The 16,541-nt window shown below is 69.7% G+C and carries 12 protein-coding genes; 3 read left to right on the top strand and 9 right to left on the bottom strand.

Features of this window, described 5'->3' with window-relative positions:
- Positions 1-176: 176 nt before the first annotated feature.
- From D7Y21_RS09645 to ligA, 4 genes are all read right to left on the bottom strand, one after another.
- Complete coding sequence (locus D7Y21_RS09645) at positions 177-2,882, bottom strand: Rne/Rng family ribonuclease (RefSeq protein ID WP_121712692.1); 2,706 nt, start codon at positions 2,880-2,882, stop codon at positions 177-179.
- Between the two features lie 575 nt (positions 2,883-3,457).
- Positions 3,458-3,901: a DUF3052 family protein gene (locus D7Y21_RS09640; protein WP_120566776.1), complete on the bottom strand. Its 444-nt coding sequence runs from the start codon at positions 3,899-3,901 to the stop codon at positions 3,458-3,460.
- Positions 3,898-4,185 carry an acylphosphatase gene (locus D7Y21_RS09635; RefSeq protein WP_121712690.1) on the bottom strand — a complete coding sequence of 96 codons (288 nt, stop codon included), beginning with the start codon at positions 4,183-4,185 and terminating at the stop codon, positions 3,898-3,900. Before D7Y21_RS09635 ends, D7Y21_RS09640 begins: the two co-directional genes overlap by 4 nt.
- Positions 4,186-4,195: 10 nt before the next feature.
- Entirely contained in the window at positions 4,196-6,220 is a 2,025-nt protein-coding gene (gene ligA, locus D7Y21_RS09630; RefSeq protein WP_121712688.1) for an NAD-dependent DNA ligase LigA, read from the bottom strand.
- Positions 6,221-6,716: 496 nt separating this feature from the next.
- Here ligA and rho point away from each other — a divergent pair, with 496 nt between their 5' ends.
- Complete coding sequence (rho, locus tag D7Y21_RS09625; protein ID WP_120566779.1) at positions 6,717-8,330, top strand: transcription termination factor Rho; 1,614 nt, start codon at positions 6,717-6,719, stop codon at positions 8,328-8,330.
- A gap of 26 nt (positions 8,331-8,356) precedes the next feature.
- A complete protein-coding gene (locus D7Y21_RS09620; protein ID WP_014398915.1) occupies positions 8,357-8,677 on the top strand; it encodes a hypothetical protein in 321 nt (106 codons plus the stop codon).
- Between the two features lie 21 nt (positions 8,678-8,698).
- Here D7Y21_RS09620 and D7Y21_RS09615 read toward each other — a convergent pair whose 3' ends face one another.
- The 5 genes from D7Y21_RS09615 to D7Y21_RS09595 form a co-directional block, all read right to left on the bottom strand.
- A complete protein-coding gene (locus tag D7Y21_RS09615; protein ID WP_121712686.1) occupies positions 8,699-11,266 on the bottom strand; it encodes an ATP-binding protein in 2,568 nt (855 codons plus the stop codon).
- 139 nt (positions 11,267-11,405) lie between these two features.
- Positions 11,406-12,623, bottom strand: a complete 1,218-nt coding sequence (locus D7Y21_RS09610) for an AI-2E family transporter (protein WP_120566781.1) — start codon at positions 12,621-12,623, stop codon at positions 11,406-11,408.
- A 129-nt stretch (positions 12,624-12,752) separates the two neighbouring features.
- Entirely contained in the window at positions 12,753-13,214 is a 462-nt protein-coding gene (locus D7Y21_RS09605; protein WP_120566782.1) for a hypothetical protein, read from the bottom strand.
- Positions 13,215-13,217: 3 nt separating this feature from the next.
- Entirely contained in the window at positions 13,218-14,045 is an 828-nt protein-coding gene (locus D7Y21_RS09600) for a triacylglycerol lipase (protein ID WP_120566783.1), read from the bottom strand.
- Between the two features lie 102 nt (positions 14,046-14,147).
- Positions 14,148-14,906, bottom strand: coding sequence for a glutamine amidotransferase (locus D7Y21_RS09595; protein WP_199735387.1), 759 nt, complete (start codon positions 14,904-14,906; stop codon positions 14,148-14,150).
- A gap of 88 nt (positions 14,907-14,994) precedes the next feature.
- On the opposite strand from D7Y21_RS09595, the gene D7Y21_RS09590 reads away from it, so the two are divergent.
- Complete coding sequence (locus D7Y21_RS09590) at positions 14,995-16,482, top strand: aldehyde dehydrogenase family protein (protein WP_121712682.1); 1,488 nt, start codon at positions 14,995-14,997, stop codon at positions 16,480-16,482.
- Positions 16,483-16,541 lie beyond the last annotated feature (59 nt).

Raw genomic sequence — 16,541 nt, 5'->3', positions numbered from 1 at the left:
CTCCCACCCCGCCCGAGCGGACGTTGTCCGCACATGCACGGACCTCGCCCGCCTGGTTGACCACCATGCGGGAGGCCGTGCTCCAGCTCCAATGCAGAAGGCCCGGCGGGATGCACCCACCGGGCCTTCGCGGTCACTCACGGTCCGGACTCAATGGCCCGGCGTCGCTCGAGCGTTCAGCCTTCGCTGCTCCCGCCGGACGGCTCGGACGAGCCCCCGCCGGACGCCGCGGGAGGAGTGCCGCCACCATTGCCGCCGTTGTGGCCACCGCCGGAACCGCCTCCGCGCTCGCCGCCACGGCCCTCGCCACCGCCGCGACGTTCACGGTCGCCACCCCGGTTGCGGTCACCGCCGCGCTCGCCGCGCTCGGGACGCCGGCCCTCGCGACGGTCGCCGCCGCGCTCGCCTCCGCGTTCCCCGCCACGGCTTTCGCCCCCGCCACGGCTCTCGCCGCCGCCGCGGTTCTCACCGCCGCCGCGGTTCTCACTGCCGCCGCGCTCACGGTCGCGGTCCCGGCCACCGCCACCGCCACGGCGGCCCTGGTCCTGACGGCCGCCGCCGTAGTTGCTCTCCGGGCGGCGCTGCTGCATCGCCAGCTCGCCGTCACCGGAGCCCGGCGACGAGGCCACCTTGTGCTCGGGGCCCGTGGCCGACCGGCCGTAGATGTCGTACTGCTCGCGGTGGTAGTTCTGCTGCGCCTTCACCTGGATGGACTTGTTGTAGCGGTCCATCAGGTGCCGCAGCTCGTTGCGCTCCTCGCCCTGCAGCAGCCGCGCGACCTCCGCGTTGCAGTTGATGACGAGCGTGGAGTCCTTGTAGCCCGGCGCCTCGCGGCGGATCTCCCGGAAGATTTCGTACGCGACCGTGGTGGCCGTCTTCACGAAGCCCTTGCCGTCGCAGTACGGGCAGTCCTCGTGCAGCACGCGGCCAATGGACTCGCGCACGCGCTTGCGCGTCATCTCCACCAGGCCCAGCTCGGAGATGCGCAGCACGTTCGTCTTGGCCTTGTCCCGGCCCAGCGCCTCCTGCAGCGACTTGAAGACCTTGTCGCGGTTCTGCGCCTTCTCCATGTCGATGAAGTCGCAGATGATGATGCCGCCGATGTTGCGCAGCCGGAGCTGGTAGACGATCTCCTTGGCCGCCTCGACGTTGATCTTGGTGATGGTCTCCTCGAGGCTCTTCTTGCCGACGTAGCGTCCCGAGTTGACGTCGATGGCGGTGAGCGCCTCCGCCTGGTCGATGATGAGGTAGCCGCCGCTCTTCAGCCACACCTTGCGCTGGGTGGCGCGCTGCAACTCCTGCTCGATGCCGTAGGCGTCGAAGACGGGCTCGTCCGTCTCGTGCAGCACCACGCGGTCGCGCAGCGCCGGGTCCTGCGCGGTGACGAAGCCCTGGATGCGCTCGTACTCCTCCGCGTCGTCCACGACGAGCTTCTCCACGTCGTGGGCGAACAGGTCGCGCGTGGCGCGCAGGATGAGGTCCAGGTCCGGGTGCAGCAGGCCCGGTCCGCCGCGCTTCTCGTTGCGGCGCACCACCTGGTTCCACACCTCGATGAGGAACCGGATGTCGCTCTCCAGCTTCTCCTGGGGAACGTTCTCCGCCACGGTGCGCACGATGAAGCCCGTGCCGGGCGGCCGCAGCCGGTCCACGATTTCACGCAGCCGGCGGCGCTCCTTCTCGTTGGAGATGCGGCGGCTGATGCCCACGTGGTCCACCGTGGGCATGAACACCAGGTGACGGCCGGGGATGGAGATGTGCGAGGTGAGCCGCGCGCCCTTCGTGCCGATGGGGTCCTTGGAAATCTGGACCACCACCTCCTGGCCCACCTTCAGCAGGTCTTCAATCTTGTCCGTCTTGCGCTGCTTGGGCTTCTCCTTCTCCTCGTCGCGCTTGTCGCGGCGGGGCTGCTCCTGGCGGCGCTTGTCCTTGTCCTTGTCCTTGTCCTTTTCCTTGTCCTTGTCCTTCTCGCGGCCCTCCCGGTTGCGCGGCTCGCGGGCCTCGCGCGCCTCACGCGGCGTGCGGCGCTCGCCGGAGACCTCGGCGGGACGGGCGTCGGCGGCGGGGGAGGGGATGAGCTCGCCCAGGGCGGACGCGTGCGGCGGCGGCTCTGCGGCGCTGCCTTCCGTCGCGGGCTCCACGCCGGACTCGGCGACGGCGACGGCGGCGCTCTCCGCGGGCGTCTCCTGCACCACCGCGGAGGCCTCCACCGGAGGCGTGCCGTTCTCCGTCAGCGGCACCGCCACGGCGGCGGTGGACACCTCGACCGGGGACTCCGACGTGGCGCCTTCAGCCGGGGTCTCCGCGATGACGCCCACGGGCGCCGCGGGCTCGGCAGGCTCGGACGAAGCCTGGGCCTCCACCGGGGCCGGGGCGGCCTCCGGAGCCGGCTTCACGGCCTCGGGCGTCGCCTCCGGGGACGACTCCACGGCCGGGGCGCCCTGGGCCTGGACGTCCAGCGCCAGCGCGCCGTCGTGCGCCAGCACCGGCTCCGGAGAAGCCGCGGGGGCCTCCGTGCCGGCGGGCAGCGCGTGCGTGGCGTCAGGGACGTTGGAGGCCGCGAACTCCACGGCGTCGGCCTCGGATTCGGTGGGGACCTCCGGGGCGTCCTCGTGCTCGCCCTCGGTCAACTCGAACTGCGCGCGGGCGAAGTCCGGGTCGTAGACGACGTCGCTGACATACAGGAAGGCGGCCTTCTCCAACCCGATGTCCACGAAGGCCGCCTGCATGCCCGGGAGCACCCGGACGACACGACCCTTGTAGATGTTTCCGACGACGCCCTTGTCCTTCTTACGCTCGAGGTAGAACTCCGCGATATGGCCGCCCTCGACGAGCGCCACCCGGGTCTCCCGACCCGCGGCATTGATGACGAGCACACTGCTCATGGATGAATCCTGGTAGCGCGCGCGGTAGGGGGGACCTCACCGGACGGGAGGCGGCGAGACGCCACACCTCCGAGCACGCCGCGAGGGGAGAGGCGGCCAGCGGCCCCCCGGCGTGTGGACGCCTTCCGGAATACCCGGAGGGAGAACGCATCACCTGGATGGGGGCCGAGGACATCGCCGCCTGCTCCTCCGAGTTCATGTCGCCCCGCATTGCGACCGGCACCGTGCCGGGCGGGGCTGCTTCTCTTCACGCGCTCGAGGCTTCCTCCACGCCCGTGCCGTCCGCCCCCTCTTCCACACCCGGTCGGTGCCCGTCATGTGGGCCACCTTGGGGGGGTGTCTGGGGGCCCCGGAGCAGCAGGGGCATCCGGAGGAATCCGGAAGCGCAACCCGTCGAAATTCCTGCCTGGGCGTGATGTCCCGCCAACGCGGGGCGTCACACAACCGCCCAGAAACACGGAGAGTTTTCCACGCCCCTCCAGGTGTGTAAAGGCCCGATGCGCCCGTTCATCCACTGTCGGGCAGATGGAAGGCGGGCCTGCCCGGCGGGTCCCCGGGCGCTCGGAAACGGACGTTCAGGCCTGGGCGGGGGCCTGCTTGCGCCCTTCCGGCTTGTCCAGCTTCCCGCGCGGACGGCGCACCAGCCGCAGGCCGGTCCAGGTCTCGTCGATGATGCAGATCTTGTTGTCCACCAGTCCGATGTCGAGCGCCGCCTGGCGCACGAAGTCCTCGGACAGGCGCGTCTTCACGCTTTCGCCGGAGGGCCAGCAGACCCAGATGCCGCCGTTGAGGGTGGTGGCTCGCGACAGCGCGGGCAGCCGCTGCACCAGCTCCGTGGCGTCGGAGGTGAAGAAGAGGATGACGTCCAGCCCCGTCTGGGCCGTGACGAGGAACTCCACCCCGTCCGGCAGCGGGTTGAGCTTCTGCACGAAGCCCCGCGGGGGGTTGATGACGGAAACCTTGGTGCCGGCCCGGATGCCCAGCATGGCCGGCAGGGAAGCCAGCGCGTAGGGCGTCATGATGTGCGCTCCACGGTGAAGGTGCGGAATTCGCCAGAGGCCTGCCCGTCCGTGCGCGCCACGTCCGTGACGCGCGCCATGCGGGGACCCGTGTGACACCAGCGGATGAAGTCTTCCAGAGTGCCGGGCTCGCCTTCCACCATGGCCTCCACGGAGCCGTCGCTCCGGTTGCGAACCCAGCCGGACAGGCCGAGGCGCAGCGCCTCCTGGCGGGCGCTCTCCCGATAAGAGACGCCCTGGACCGTGCCCTGGATGCGCAGGGTCACCCGGCGCTGCGTGCTCATGCCTCTGGCCTCATGCTCTGGCATCCCCTTCTAGCAGCTTCAGGAACGCCTGCTCATCCAGGATTCTTACGCCCAATTCCTGCGCCTTCTTCAGCTTGGTACCCGCGTCCTCGCCAGCGACGACGAAATCGGTCTTGCGCGAGACACTTCCAGAGACCTTACCGCCGCGCCGTTCGATTTCCTCCTTGGCTTGCTCGCGCGCAAGCCGCTCCATGGTGCCGGTGAGCACCACCGTCTTGCCCACGAAGGGGCCGCCCGTGGCGACCGCCGGGGGCGCCGGCTGGACTCCCGCGTCCAGGAGGGCCTGGATGGTGGCCTGGTTCTGGGGCTCCTGGAAGAAGGTGTGGATGACCTGCGCCATCACCGGACCCACGTCCTTCACCCGGCTGATGTCCTCCAGGCTGGCCGTGAAGAGCGACTTCACCTCTGGGAAGGACTCCGCCAGGGCGCGCGCCGTGGAGTCGCCCACGTGGCGGATGCCCAGCGAATACAGGAAGCGGCGCTGGGTGGTGTCCTTGCTGCCCGCGATGGAGGCCAGCAGGTTGTCCGCGCTCTTCTCTCCCATGCGCTCCAGCTTGAGCAGCGAGTCCCGGGTGAGCGCGAACAGGTCCGCGAACGTCTTCACCTGCCCGGACGTGACGAGCTGCATGGCCAGCTTGTCCCCCAGGCCCTCGATGTCCATGGCGATGCGGCTGGCGAAGTGGCGCACCTTCTCCACCAGCTGAGCGGGGCAGGACGCGCCCGTGCAGCGGATGATGGCGCCATCCTCGTCCTTGGCCGCCACCGCGTGGCACACCGGGCAGTGGGTGGGGAAGGTGAAGGGCTGGGAGTCCTCCGGGCGCTTGGACAGCACCACGGAGACGATCTCCGGAATCACGTCACCCGCGCGGCGCACGAAGACGGTGTCGCCCTTGCGCACGTTCTTGCGGCGCAGCTCGTCCTCGTTGTGCAGCGTGGCGCGCGACACCATCACGCCGCCCACCTTCACCGGCTTCAGGTGCGCCACCGGCGTGAGCGCGCCCGTGCGGCCCACCTGGATGCCGATGTCCTCCACCGTGGTGGACTCCTCCTCCGGCGGGAACTTGTAGGCCACCGCCCAGCGCGGACTCTTGGATACCTGGCCCAGGCGGCGGCGCAGGTCCTCGTCGTCCACCTTCACCACCATGCCGTCGACTTCGAAGGGCAGGGCGTGGCGGCCCTTCAGGGACTCGTCGTAGCGCTGGCGCACTCCGTCCGCCCCGTCCGCGTGCTGGTAGCGGTTGATGGGCAGGCCCAGCGTCTTCAGGTACTCCAGCTTCTGCGTGTGTGTCTTGAAGGCGGGCACGCCGTCGCCGGGCACGCACTCATACAGGTAGACGGACAGGGGCCGGGCGGCGGTCTCCCTGGGGTCCAACTGGCGCAGGCTGCCCGCGGCGGCGTTGCGCGGGTTGGCGAAGAGCGACTCGCCCGCCTCTTCGCGCTTCTCGTTGAGCTTGCGGAAGTCCTCCTTGCGGATGAAGACCTCGCCGCGGACCTCCAACCGCTTGGGCACCTTCACGCCGTCCTGGGGGAACAGCTCCAGGGGCAGGCTCTTGATGGTGCGCAGGTTGCCCGTGACGTCCTCGCCCGTGGTGCCGTCGCCGCGCGTGGCGCCCTGCACGAAGCGGCCGTCCTCGAAGCGCAGGGAGATGGCCAGTCCGTCCAGCTTGGGCTCGCACACGTAGCCCACCTGCGACAGGCCCGTCAGCTTGCGGATGCGGTCGTCGAACTCCGTCAGCCCGGCGTCATCGAAGATGTTCGCCAGCGACAGCATCTGCGTGGTGTGCACCACCTGCCCGAAGTCCTCCACCGCCGCGCCGCCCACGCGCTGGGTGGGCGAGTCCGGCGTCACCAGCTGGGGGTACTGCTCCTCCAGCCCCTGGAGCTCACGCATCAGCGTGTCGTATTGGGCATCGCTGATTTCCGGCGCGTCCAGCACGTAGTAGCGGTGGTTGTGGTGGGCCAGCTCCTGACGGAGCGCTCGGGCGCGGGCTTCGGCTTTCGGGAAGGTGTCCACGGCGGGTGTCCTTACCCCAATTCAGGGGCGCGGCCAGTTGCGCACGCCCCGCGTTGGAGGAGGAGCACTCTACCGGCACCACCTGACAGGGCCGCTTCACGCACTCGGGAAGGGGAACCCGGGGACGCGTGTTCACGGCAAGAGAGCGCATCCGTCGCCCCATTAGGCCCGGATTTCAGCTACATAGCGGATTCCCTGTTCGCAATACCCCCACCCTCCAGTGCAACCCCCTGAAAAACGGGACAGAGCCAGGCACGGATGCCTTGACAGCTCTGGAGTCGGTCAATAGTTTCCAGCGCGGTTCCTGGCGCAGGGGTTCCCCCGGCGCCGTCTCTTCCCAACCACAGGCCCACGCGCCCTCCGGTCCGTTCCCAGGACTTGGGTGGTGCTGCCCCCTGGAAGGTGCTTCCGAGCGCCGCGCGGACGGATCGCCGTCCCGCGTACAGCCTGCCCGAGCCTTCGGGCGCTTCCCCCCTACTTCCGTACGCAGACCGTCATGGCCAAAGCCCGTTCCCCCCGAGAGAAGGTAGTCCAGCCGGTGTTCACCGAGGAGAAGCCCCGGCGCAAGCGCGCGGCGGCGAAGGAGGCGGAGAAGCCCGCTCCCCGGACGCGTCGTGCGCCGGCTCGTCGTGAAGAGGCTCCCGCCGAGGAGGCCGAAGCCCCCGAGGTCGTCGCGGAAGCGCCCCGTCCGGTGCTCACTCCCATCTCCCGTCCCGTGCGTGACGACGAGCTCCAGGAGCTGCGCGGCACGGAGGAGGAGACGCCCGCAGAGGAGGCCGCTCCGGCCGCCCCGCAGGAGTCCGCGGAAGGCCCCGCCATCACGGAGGTCGAGCGCGACGGCACCCCGATGCAGGTCATCAAGCTCAATGACCTGAAGCGGATGAAGATCGTCGACCTGGCGAAGATGGCCCACGACACGGGCATCGAGGGCTACCAGGGGCTGAAGAAGCAGGACCTCATCTTCGCGCTCCTGGGCGGCATCGCCGACAAGCGCTTCGAGGTCCACGCGGAAGGCGTGCTGGAGCTGCTCAGCGACGGCTTCGGCTTCCTGCGCAGCGCGGACAGCGACTACCAGCCGTCCCCGGACGACATCTACGTGTCTCCGTCGCAGGTGCGCCGCTTCAACCTGCGGCCCGGCGACACGGTGACGGGCCCCATCCGCCAGCCCCGCGAGGGCGAGCGCTTCTTCGCGCTGCAGAAGGTGGACAAGGTCAACTTCGCGGACCCCATGTCGGACGCGGCGCGCGAGCGCATCCTGTTCGACAACCTCACGCCGCTCTATCCGACGCGCAAGCTCAAGCTGGAGCACGAGTCGTCGGAGATGACCACGCGCATCATCGACATGTTCTGCCCCATCGGTCTGGGCCAGCGCTGTCTCATCGTGGCGCCTCCGAAGGCCGGCAAGACGGTGCTGCTGCAGAACATCGCGCACGCCATCAGCCGCAACCACCCGGACGTCTACCTCATCGTGCTGCTCGTGGACGAGCGCCCGGAGGAAGTGACGGACATGGAGCGCAGCGTGCGCGGCGAGGTGGTGTCCTCCACCTTCGACGAGCCCGCCACGCGCCACGTGCAGGTGGCGGAGATGGTCATCGACAAGGCCAAGCGCCTGGTCGAGCAGAAGTACGACGTCTGCATCCTGCTGGACTCCATCACCCGTCTGGCGCGCGCCTACAACACGGTGGTGCCCGCGTCCGGCAAGATCCTCTCCGGCGGCGTGGACGCCAACGCGCTCCACAAGCCCAAGCGCTTCTTCGGCGCGGCCCGCAACATCGAAGAGGGTGGCAGCCTCACCATCATCGGCACGGCGCTCATCGACACCGGCAGCCGCATGGATGAAGTGATTTTCGAGGAGTTCAAGGGCACGGGTAACTCCGAAATCGTCCTGGACCGGAAGTTGATGGAGAAGCGCATCTTCCCAACGCTCGACATCAACAAATCCGGCACCCGCAAGGAGGAGTTGCTCTTGTCTCAGGCGGACCTGGTGCGCATTACGGCGTTGCGCCAGGTGCTCCACCCGTTCACCCCCATCGACGCGATGGAGTTCGTGCTCAAGCACATGCGTCCGACGGCGGCGAACGCGGAGTTCCTGGGCTCGATGAACCGGTAGTTCCCTTCCGGCCCAAGGAGCCCCCCATGCGTCGTGCCCGCCTCCCTCTTCTTGTCGCCCGCGCTGTCGCGGGCCTCACCCTGGGGCTGTTGGCGGGCTGCGACCTGGGGGTGGAGGACCTGCCCATTGGAGACACCCCACCGGTGCTCTCCAGCCAGGTCTGCTACGACGACTCGGACTGCGTCGCGAACGCGTGCTGTGGTGAGGGCACCGCCATCACCCACCGCGACGTGGGGCCGGACTGCACCGGCGTGCGGTGCGACGGGACGTGTACTCCCAACAGCGTGGACTGCGGCCGGTGCATCCCCACCTGCCGCAACGCGCGCTGCGCCGCCGCCTGCCAGTAGCGGGCGGCCGCACGGCCTGCTTCAGCCGGCCAGCCCGCTGACCACGTCCACTGGCGGATCCCTCAAGGGCAGCGTCACGCGGAAGGTGGTGCCGCCGCCCGGCGTGTCCTCCACGTCGATGCGGCCCTGGTGTGCTTCCACCACCTGACGCGACACCCAGAGCCCCAGGCCCAGGCCGCCGTAGTGGTGCGTGGACACGGCGCGCTCGAAGCGGTCGAAGATGCGCTCGCGGTCCTCCGGTTTGATGCCGATGCCGTGGTCCACCACGGACAGGCGCACGACCTCCCCATCCGGTTGGAGCGTCACGTCCACCGGGCGGCCCCGGCCGAACTTCAGCGCGTTGGCGATCAGGTTGTGCACCACCTGCGAGATGCGGGACGGGTCGAAGGTGCCCATCACCGGACCCTTCACGTCCACGGTGAGCGGCGTGCCGTCACGGCGCGCTTCTTCTTCCGCGAAGCGCGTCACCTCCACCAGCAGGTCACCCAGGTCCACGTCCGTGCGGGTGATCTTCAGCCGGCCGCTGGTGATCTGCGACACGTCCATCAGCACGTCCACGAGCATCGCCAGCCGGCGGATGAAGGACCGCGCCTGCTTCAGGCGCTCCAGCGCCTTGGGCGGAGCGTCCTTGCCCAGGCCGCGCTCCACCAGCTCCAGGTGCAGTTGGAAGGCCGCCAGCGGCGTGCGCAGCTCGTGTGCCGCCACGGAGAGGAAGTCGTCGCGGGCGCGCAGGGCTTCCGTCAGGTTCTCCGCGCGGGCGCGCTCGTTGGCCATCTCCCCGCGCATCCTCGCGAGCTTCAGGTTGGACGCGATGCGCGCGAGCAATTCGCCCGCGGAGAAGGGCTTCACCAGGTAGTCGTCCGCGCCGGACGTCAGGCCCTGCACCGTGGCCTCTTCACCGGCCTTCGCGGACAGCAGCAGGATGGGCAGCTCGCGGGTGGTGGGCGCGGCGCGCAGGGCCCTCAGGAGGCCCATGCCGTCCAGCTTCGGCATCATCACGTCCGACAGCACCAGGTCCGGTGGCCGGACCAGCGCGGCCTCCAGGCCCTTCTCGCCGTCCGTCGCCACCTCCACGTCGTACTCGGCGGACAATACGCGCTGGATGTAGTCGCGCATGTCCCGGTTGTCGTCCACCAGCAGGATGCGCGCGCGCGGCACCGGGGCCAGCGCGTGGCCATCCGCGGACGCCGGGTGCTGGTGGTGTGAGGACTGCGTGCGGTCCTTGGGCTTCGCGCTGCCCCACAGCAGGGCTTCCTCGACGTAGGCCGACGTGGCCTCGCGCGCCGCGGAGCGCGGCCGGGAGGTGGTGCGGATGCGCTCCTGCGGCAGGTGCGCGTGGCCCAGGGGCAGCTCCACGCGGAAGGTGCTGCCTTCGCCCTCGGTGCTGCTCGCGGACACGCTGCCGCCGTGCAGCCGGGCGAACTCCTGCACCAGCGCGAGCCCGATGCCGCTGCCCTCCACCGTGCGCGACGGCGAGCCCGACACGCGGTGGAAGCGCTCGAAGAGGCGGGGCAGCTCGTGCGCGGGGATGCCCGAGCCGGTGTCCTCCACCTCCAGCGACACCCGCTGCCCGTGCTCGCGCAGGCGCAGCGTGACGCTGCCCTGGAGCGTGAACTTGAACGCGTTGGAGACCAGGTTGAGGACGATCTGCTCCCACAGGTCCGGCGCCACGTAGACGGGCTGGGACAGGGGAGGGCAGTCCACCGTGAGCTTGAGGCCCGCGCGCTCCATGGCGGAGCGGAAGCTGGACGCCGCGTCCTTCGTCAGCGCGGCCAGGTCCGTGGGCGCGAAGCGCTCCTCCCGGGGGCCCGCCTCCAGCTTCGACAGGTCCAGCAGCGCGTTCACCAGCTTGAGCAGGCGCCCGGCGTTGCGGTGCACCCGCTCCATCTCCTTGCGGACCTCGTCCGACAGCGGGCCCGCTCGCCCGGCGAGCAGGTCCTCCGTGGGGCCCAGCATCAGCGTCAGCGGCGTGCGGAACTCGTGGCTGACGTTGGCGAAGAACTCCGACTTGAGCCGGTCCAGCTCGCCCAGTTGCTCGTTCGCCACGCGCAGCTGCTGGTTGGCCTCTTGGATCTGCTGGGCGCGCCGGAAGATTTCGCCCTCCATCTCGTCCGCGCGGGCGCGGAGCTCGGCGTGCTGGCGGCTCTGCTCCTCGTCCAGGTGCTTCAGGCGGATGAAGTCGGTGACGTCCTCCACGCGGTGGATGACGTAGCGCACCGAGCCGTCCTCGCCGAACACCGGGGTGTTCAGCGGGCTCCAGTAGCGCAGCTCGAACCCGCTGCCGGCCTCCTCGGGCCGGGGGATGTCGTACTTCTGGACCGCCATCGCGTCCGGGGCGCGCGTCTTCACCGCGCGCTCCAGCGACGCGCGCAGGTTGGTCACCCCGCTGGCCTGCGGGTCCTGCGGGTTGTCCGGGAAGACGTCGAAGATGTGGCGGCCCAGGATGTCCTCGCGCCGCGTCCGCGTGGCGCGCAGGTACGAGTCCGTCACCCCGATGATGACGAACTCCGGCGTCAGCACGAGGTACGGGTTGGGCGCGGCTTCGAACAGGCTCCGGTAGTCCGGGGCCGGTGAGGGGCTGGGGGGCATCACACGTCCTCAGAGGCGGAGGCGTGCCTGGAATTAGTCATTCGCCCCCGGGATGGCCAGGGGGGAAAGTGGGAGCCAGCCCCAGGTTTTCCACCGGTGGACGCTTGGGACCGCCCGCATCCCACCACGGTGGAGAAGTTCAGGCCGCAGGGGCGGCGTCCGTGGCGGCGACCGCCTGCTGGGCCGGAGCGGCCACCAGCGGGGGCGGCTGTGCCTTGAGGCGCGCGTAGTCGAAGCAGGCCACCGCGATGGAGGCCACCGGCACCGCGAACAGCGCGCCCCAGAGGCCGAAGAGCTTCTCTCCCGCGATGAGGGAGAAGGCCACCACCACGGGGTGGATGCGCGCGGCCTCGCCCATGATCTTCGGGTTGAGGAAGTACGCCTCCAGCGCGTGGATGCCGATGATCCACAGCAGGAGCGCGACGCCCTTCTGGAAGCCGTCCGCCAGCGCGATGAGGACGATGGGCACCGAGCTGATGATGGTCCCGAAGATGGGGATGAGGCTGAAGAGCGTGGCGATGGTGGCCAGCAGGAACGCGAACTTCACGCCGAAGAGGAGCAGGCCCAGCAGCGTGAGGCCGCCGTTCACCAGGCAGATGGTGACCTGCCCGCGCACCACGCCGGACAGCGACTTGTCGATGCGGGCCACCAGCGTCTTCGCGTCCGGCAGGAACTCCGCGGGGATGAGCGTGCCGAAGTAGCGGCGGATGGCCTGCGCGTCGATGGAGAAGAACGCGGCGACCATCAGGATGAAGAACAGCATGAAGACGCCGGTCAACACCTCCGTGACGATGCGGCGCGACACGTTGACGATGTCCGCCAGGTTCTCCTTCGCGAGCGACGTCACGCGCGTCACCGCGTCGGTGAGCATCTGCTCCAGGTCCAGCGCCATGCTGAAGCCGCCGGACGCGCCCGCCGCGTCCTCCATGGCCCGGTCCGACAGGGCCACGGGGATGCCGTACGTGTTGAGCCACGCCTCCGCGCGCTGCGCGTGCCCCTGCACGTGCTCCGGCGTGAGCGCGCTGGCGAAGGCGGCCATCTCGCGGCTGATGCGCGCCACCTCGCGGTAGAGCTGCGGCACCAGCGCGACGAAGAAGAGGTACACCGCCAGGAAGAACCCCGCGTAGATGAGCAGGATGGCCACCCAGCGCGGCACGGTGTGGCCGGCCACCTTCAGCCGCGTGATGCGCGCCACCAGCGGCTGCACCAGGTACGCGATGAGCGCCGCGCCCGCGAAGGGCATCACCACCGAGCGCAGGGCGAAGAGCGTCACCGCGATGGCCACCCACAACCCGGCGAGGAGGAGCAGGCGCTTGCGGCGTTCGTCGGGGGCGGTGGCTTCCACGGGCTGCGACATGCACCCGGGCTTAAGGCAGTGGCCTCCCTCCTGACAAGTTCCCGGCGGAAAGCTTCCTGTGGGCCCCGGCTCCTATGCCCCCAAAGGGTCCGGAACCTCTCGGATGAAGGCAGGCGGCCGGCCGGGGGCTCAGGCCTGGGGCAGCCGGGACCGGTCGCCCAGCCGGGGCTCCAGGCGGTCCAGGCACTCGCGCATCAGGGGGCGCTTGATGCGGCCCTGGGTGGCCTCTCCCAGGCCCAGCATCTGTTCGGTGAGCCAGCGGGTGAGGAAGAGCAGGGGGACGCGGTCCTCGGGGGCCAGGCCCCGCTCCAGGTAGCGCTTGTTGCGCACGTAGTCGTCGAAGGCGTCGAACTCGCGGGCCAGGTCCCACTTCGCCAGCCGCAGGGCCTCCGTGTAGACGGCCGGGGCGGGGCGCCGGGTGGCCTCCTGGAACAGCGGGGCGAACTCGCCCAGGGTGGCAGGGTCCAGGTCCTGGACGGGCGGGGGCCAGGACTCCAGGTCCTTGGCGAGCAGCCGCGCCACCTCGTCCAGCAGGTGGTCCACGAGGGCGACGGGCTTGAGGTCGAAGAGGTGGTCCCAGCGCGAGGGCATGTGTCAGGGGCTGGCGGCGGCGGGCAGGGCCACCGGAAGGGGAGGGGGCGGAAGCGCGGCGACGGGTGTGGCCACGGGGCCGTCAACATAGCCCAGGGCCAGCTCGCGTTGGATGATCTCCCACACGGCCCGGCGCGTGAGCAGCTCGCCGTGGGGTACGCCGGACAGCTCCACGTTGAAGACGTTGGGCTGGCCGTCCACGTCCAGCACGGAGGAGGGGAACTTCGCGATGACGTCGTCGCGCGAGTAGATGGACGTGAGCCGCACGTGGCGCGGGAAGGCGCCCACGCCCAGGTCCTTGATGAAGCGCGACTTCGGGGTGAGCTGCCACATGCTGCGGCTGAACCAGCCCAGCGTCGCGCAGCCCAGGTAGGCCATGCGTGTGCCCCGGTGCGGCGTGCCCAGGGTGATGAGGCTCTTCACGCGCGTGTCCCCGCCCAGCCGCTTCACGTAGTACGTGCCGATGAGGCCGCCCTTGGAGTGCCCGATGATGGTGAGCGGCCCCATGCCCGGGTGGCGCTCGTAGAGCCGGTCCACCTTGCCCTGGACCTTGCGCGCCAGCTCGTCGATGCGGTGCGTGTTGAAGCGGTCCATGGTGCCACCCAGGTGGATGGACCAGACGCAGTAGCCCTCGCGGCGCAGGCGGTGCTCCAGCACCTCCAGGACGCGGCGCGTGCTGAAGAAGCCGTGCAACAGGAGCACCGGCTTCTGGCAGTGCTTGAAGTCCGTGCGACGCACGACCTGGTTGCCGCGTGGATCCAGATCCACGTAGCTGGCCAGGTACTTCAGCTGGCACTTGAGCTTCCGGTACTGCAGCACGAACGGATTCATCCCCAGCCCCCGCCCTCCTGGACGGTGCGTGGACCGCCGTCCTGGAACACGGAGCAAAGCTAGGTCGCGCGCCAACTCGCGGCCCGAACCCGGACGGTCCGGTCAGGTGAAGTGTTCGAGGAAGTTCATCAGCACCCGGTGCGCGTGCGGCGTCGGGGTGATGCCGGACAACAGCCGGGGGACGTACTCGCCCTCGGGGATGCCCTTCTCCCGCGCCAGCGACTCCAGCTTGTCCTCGCGGGCGAGGATGACCGCGCGCATGGCGTCCGTGGGCATCTCCGGGTGGAACTGCACGCCGCGCACGTTGTTCCGGAAGGCGAGCGCCTGGTTCGCGGTGTTGGCGTTGCCCGCGAGCACCGTGGCGCCTTCCGGCAGGCGCGAGACGATGTCCTCGTGGGTCTGCTGCACGGTGAAGCGCTCCGGCAGGCCGCTGAACAGCGGATCCGCGCGGCCTTCGGGTGAGAGCGCCACCTCCACGGTGCCCGTCTCGCGGCCGTTGGGGTTGCGCGACACCTTGCCGCCGTAGGCTTCCGCGAGCAGTTGTTGACCAAAGCACACGCCGAGCACGGGGATGCCCTGCTCGCCCGCCTCCACCATGAAGGCGCCCGCGCGCTCCATCCACGGCTCGCGCTGCGTCACCGACAGGGGCGAGCCCGTCATCATCACCGCGTCGTAGCCCTTCGCGTCCTTCGGCAGGGGCGCGCCCTTGTGCACGGGAAGGACGTCGAAACGCTGACCGGACAGTCCAATGGTTTGCAGAAACCACCGCTCATAGTCGCCCACGGAGAGCTGGACGGAGGTCGCCGCGTCGCCGGCTTTCAGCAGGAGGACGTTCTTCATGGGGGCAGGTTGCCGCGTCATGTCCCCATTCCTACCGTGTCCAGCCGTCCGTGTCCGGTGCCCGCCACTTCCAGGTCGCTCGCGCGCCGTGCTCACCCGAGGCCTCGCCATGACCGACGCTCGTTCGCTCACTCCCAAGCTCCCTGTCCTCAAGCTGCACATCGACGGGCAGCAGGTGGACCCCATCGAAGGGGGCACCTTCGCGGTGGTGAATCCCGCCACCGGACAGAAGATCGCGGACGTTCCCGCGGGCACCGCCGCGGACGTGGACCGCGCGGTGAAGGCCGCGCGCCGCGCCTTCGAATCCGGGCCGTGGGGGAAGATGACCGGCCGCGAGCGCGGCAAGCTCATCCGCAAGCTGGCGGACCTGCTCTATGAGCGCCGCGAGGAGTTCGCGCTCGTCGAATCGCTGAACAACGGCAAGACCTTCAAGGACGCCATCCGGGGTGACGTGGCGCCGGCCGCCGCGACGCTCGCGAACTTCGCGGACATGGCCAGCACCATCACGGGCGAGGTGCTGCCCGTGGACGGCCCCTTCCACACCTACGCGCTCAAGGAGCCGGTGGGCGTGGTGGGCGCCATCGTGCCGTGGAACTACCCCACGTGCATGCTGGGCTGGAAGCTGGGGCCCGCGCTGGCCGCAGGCTGCACGGTGGTGGTGAAGCCATCCGAGTACACGCCGCTCACCGCGCTGAAGCTGGGCGCGCTGGCGCTGGAGGCGGGCTTCCCGCCCGGCGTCATCAACGTCATCACCGGACTGGGCGACCCCGCGGGCGAGGCGATTGCCCGGCACCCGGACGTGGACAAGATTTCGTTCACCGGCTCCGGCCGCACCGCGCGCCGGCTGCTCCAGGCGTCCGCCGCGAGCAACCTGAAGAAGCTGACGCTGGAGCTGGGCGGCAAGAGCCCGCAGATCATCTTCCCGGACGCGGACTTCGACCGCGCGGTGGACGCGTGCTTCTGGGGCATCTTCGGCAACAAGGGTGAGACCTGCAACGCGGGCAGCCGCGTGCTGGTGCACCAGGACGCCTACGAGTCCTTCGTCGCGAAGCTCGCGGAGAAGGCGCGCACGATGAAGGTGGGCGACCCGCTGGACGCGACCACGGAGATGGGCGCGCTGGTGAGCCAGAAGCAGATGGACGTGGTGCTGGGCTACATCGAGAGCGGCAAGCAGCAGGGCGCGAAGCTGCTCGCGGGCGGTGGCCGCGACACGGAGGGCTTCAAGGCGAAGGGCTGCTTCGTGAAGCCCACCATCTTCGGCGACGTGAAGCCGGACATGAAGATCGCCCAGGAGGAGATTTTCGGCCCGGTGCTCAGCTGCCTGCGCTTCCGCGACGACGCGGAGGCCATCGCGATGGCGAACAGCACGCAGTACGGCCTGGCCGCGTCCATCTGGACGGGTGACGTGGCCAAGGCCCACGCGCTGGCGAAGCAGGTGAAGAGCGGCGTGGTGTGGATCAACTGCTTCAACGAGTTCGACGACGCGGCGCCCTTCGGTGGCTACAAGGAATCCGGTTGGGGCAAGGACCTGGGCCACCACGCGCTGGATGGCTATCTCCAGACGAAGGCCGTGTGGACGAAGTTGCCGTCTCCGTGACGCACCCCGCGCGCTCCATTCCATTCCACCGCTTCACCGCCGCATGACGAAGAAAAGGA

Origin of the sequence: Corallococcus sp. AB045 (assembly GCF_003668895.1) — a bacterium.
Taxonomy (GTDB): domain Bacteria; phylum Myxococcota; class Myxococcia; order Myxococcales; family Myxococcaceae; genus Corallococcus; species Corallococcus coralloides.
Note: the sequence above shows the minus strand (reverse complement) of the source record. Positions and strands in the feature narration are given on the sequence as shown.

Bases quoted from the DNA above. Each gene is read 5' to 3' on its own strand.
- D7Y21_RS09620 (WP_014398915.1), top strand. From the start codon at position 8,357: ATGCGTCGTGCCCGCCTCCCTCTTCTTGTCGCCCGCGCTGTCGCGGGC.
- D7Y21_RS09605 (WP_120566782.1), bottom strand. From the start codon at position 13,214: ATGCCCTCGCGCTGGGACCACCTCTTCGACCTCAAGCCCGTCGCCCTC.
- rho (WP_120566779.1), top strand. From the start codon at position 6,717: ATGGCCAAAGCCCGTTCCCCCCGAGAGAAGGTAGTCCAGCCGGTGTTC.
- D7Y21_RS09610 (WP_120566781.1), bottom strand. From the start codon at position 12,623: ATGTCGCAGCCCGTGGAAGCCACCGCCCCCGACGAACGCCGCAAGCGC.
- D7Y21_RS09615 (WP_121712686.1), bottom strand. From the start codon at position 11,266: ATGCCCCCCAGCCCCTCACCGGCCCCGGACTACCGGAGCCTGTTCGAA.
- D7Y21_RS09640 (WP_120566776.1), bottom strand. From the start codon at position 3,901: ATGACGCCCTACGCGCTGGCTTCCCTGCCGGCCATGCTGGGCATCCGG.
- D7Y21_RS09635 (WP_121712690.1), bottom strand. From the start codon at position 4,185: ATGAGCACGCAGCGCCGGGTGACCCTGCGCATCCAGGGCACGGTCCAG.
- D7Y21_RS09645 (WP_121712692.1), bottom strand. From the start codon at position 2,882: ATGAGCAGTGTGCTCGTCATCAATGCCGCGGGTCGGGAGACCCGGGTG.
- D7Y21_RS09600 (WP_120566783.1), bottom strand. From the start codon at position 14,045: ATGAATCCGTTCGTGCTGCAGTACCGGAAGCTCAAGTGCCAGCTGAAG.
- D7Y21_RS09595 (WP_199735387.1), bottom strand. From the start codon at position 14,906: ATGACGCGGCAACCTGCCCCCATGAAGAACGTCCTCCTGCTGAAAGCC.
- D7Y21_RS09590 (WP_121712682.1), top strand. From the start codon at position 14,995: ATGACCGACGCTCGTTCGCTCACTCCCAAGCTCCCTGTCCTCAAGCTG.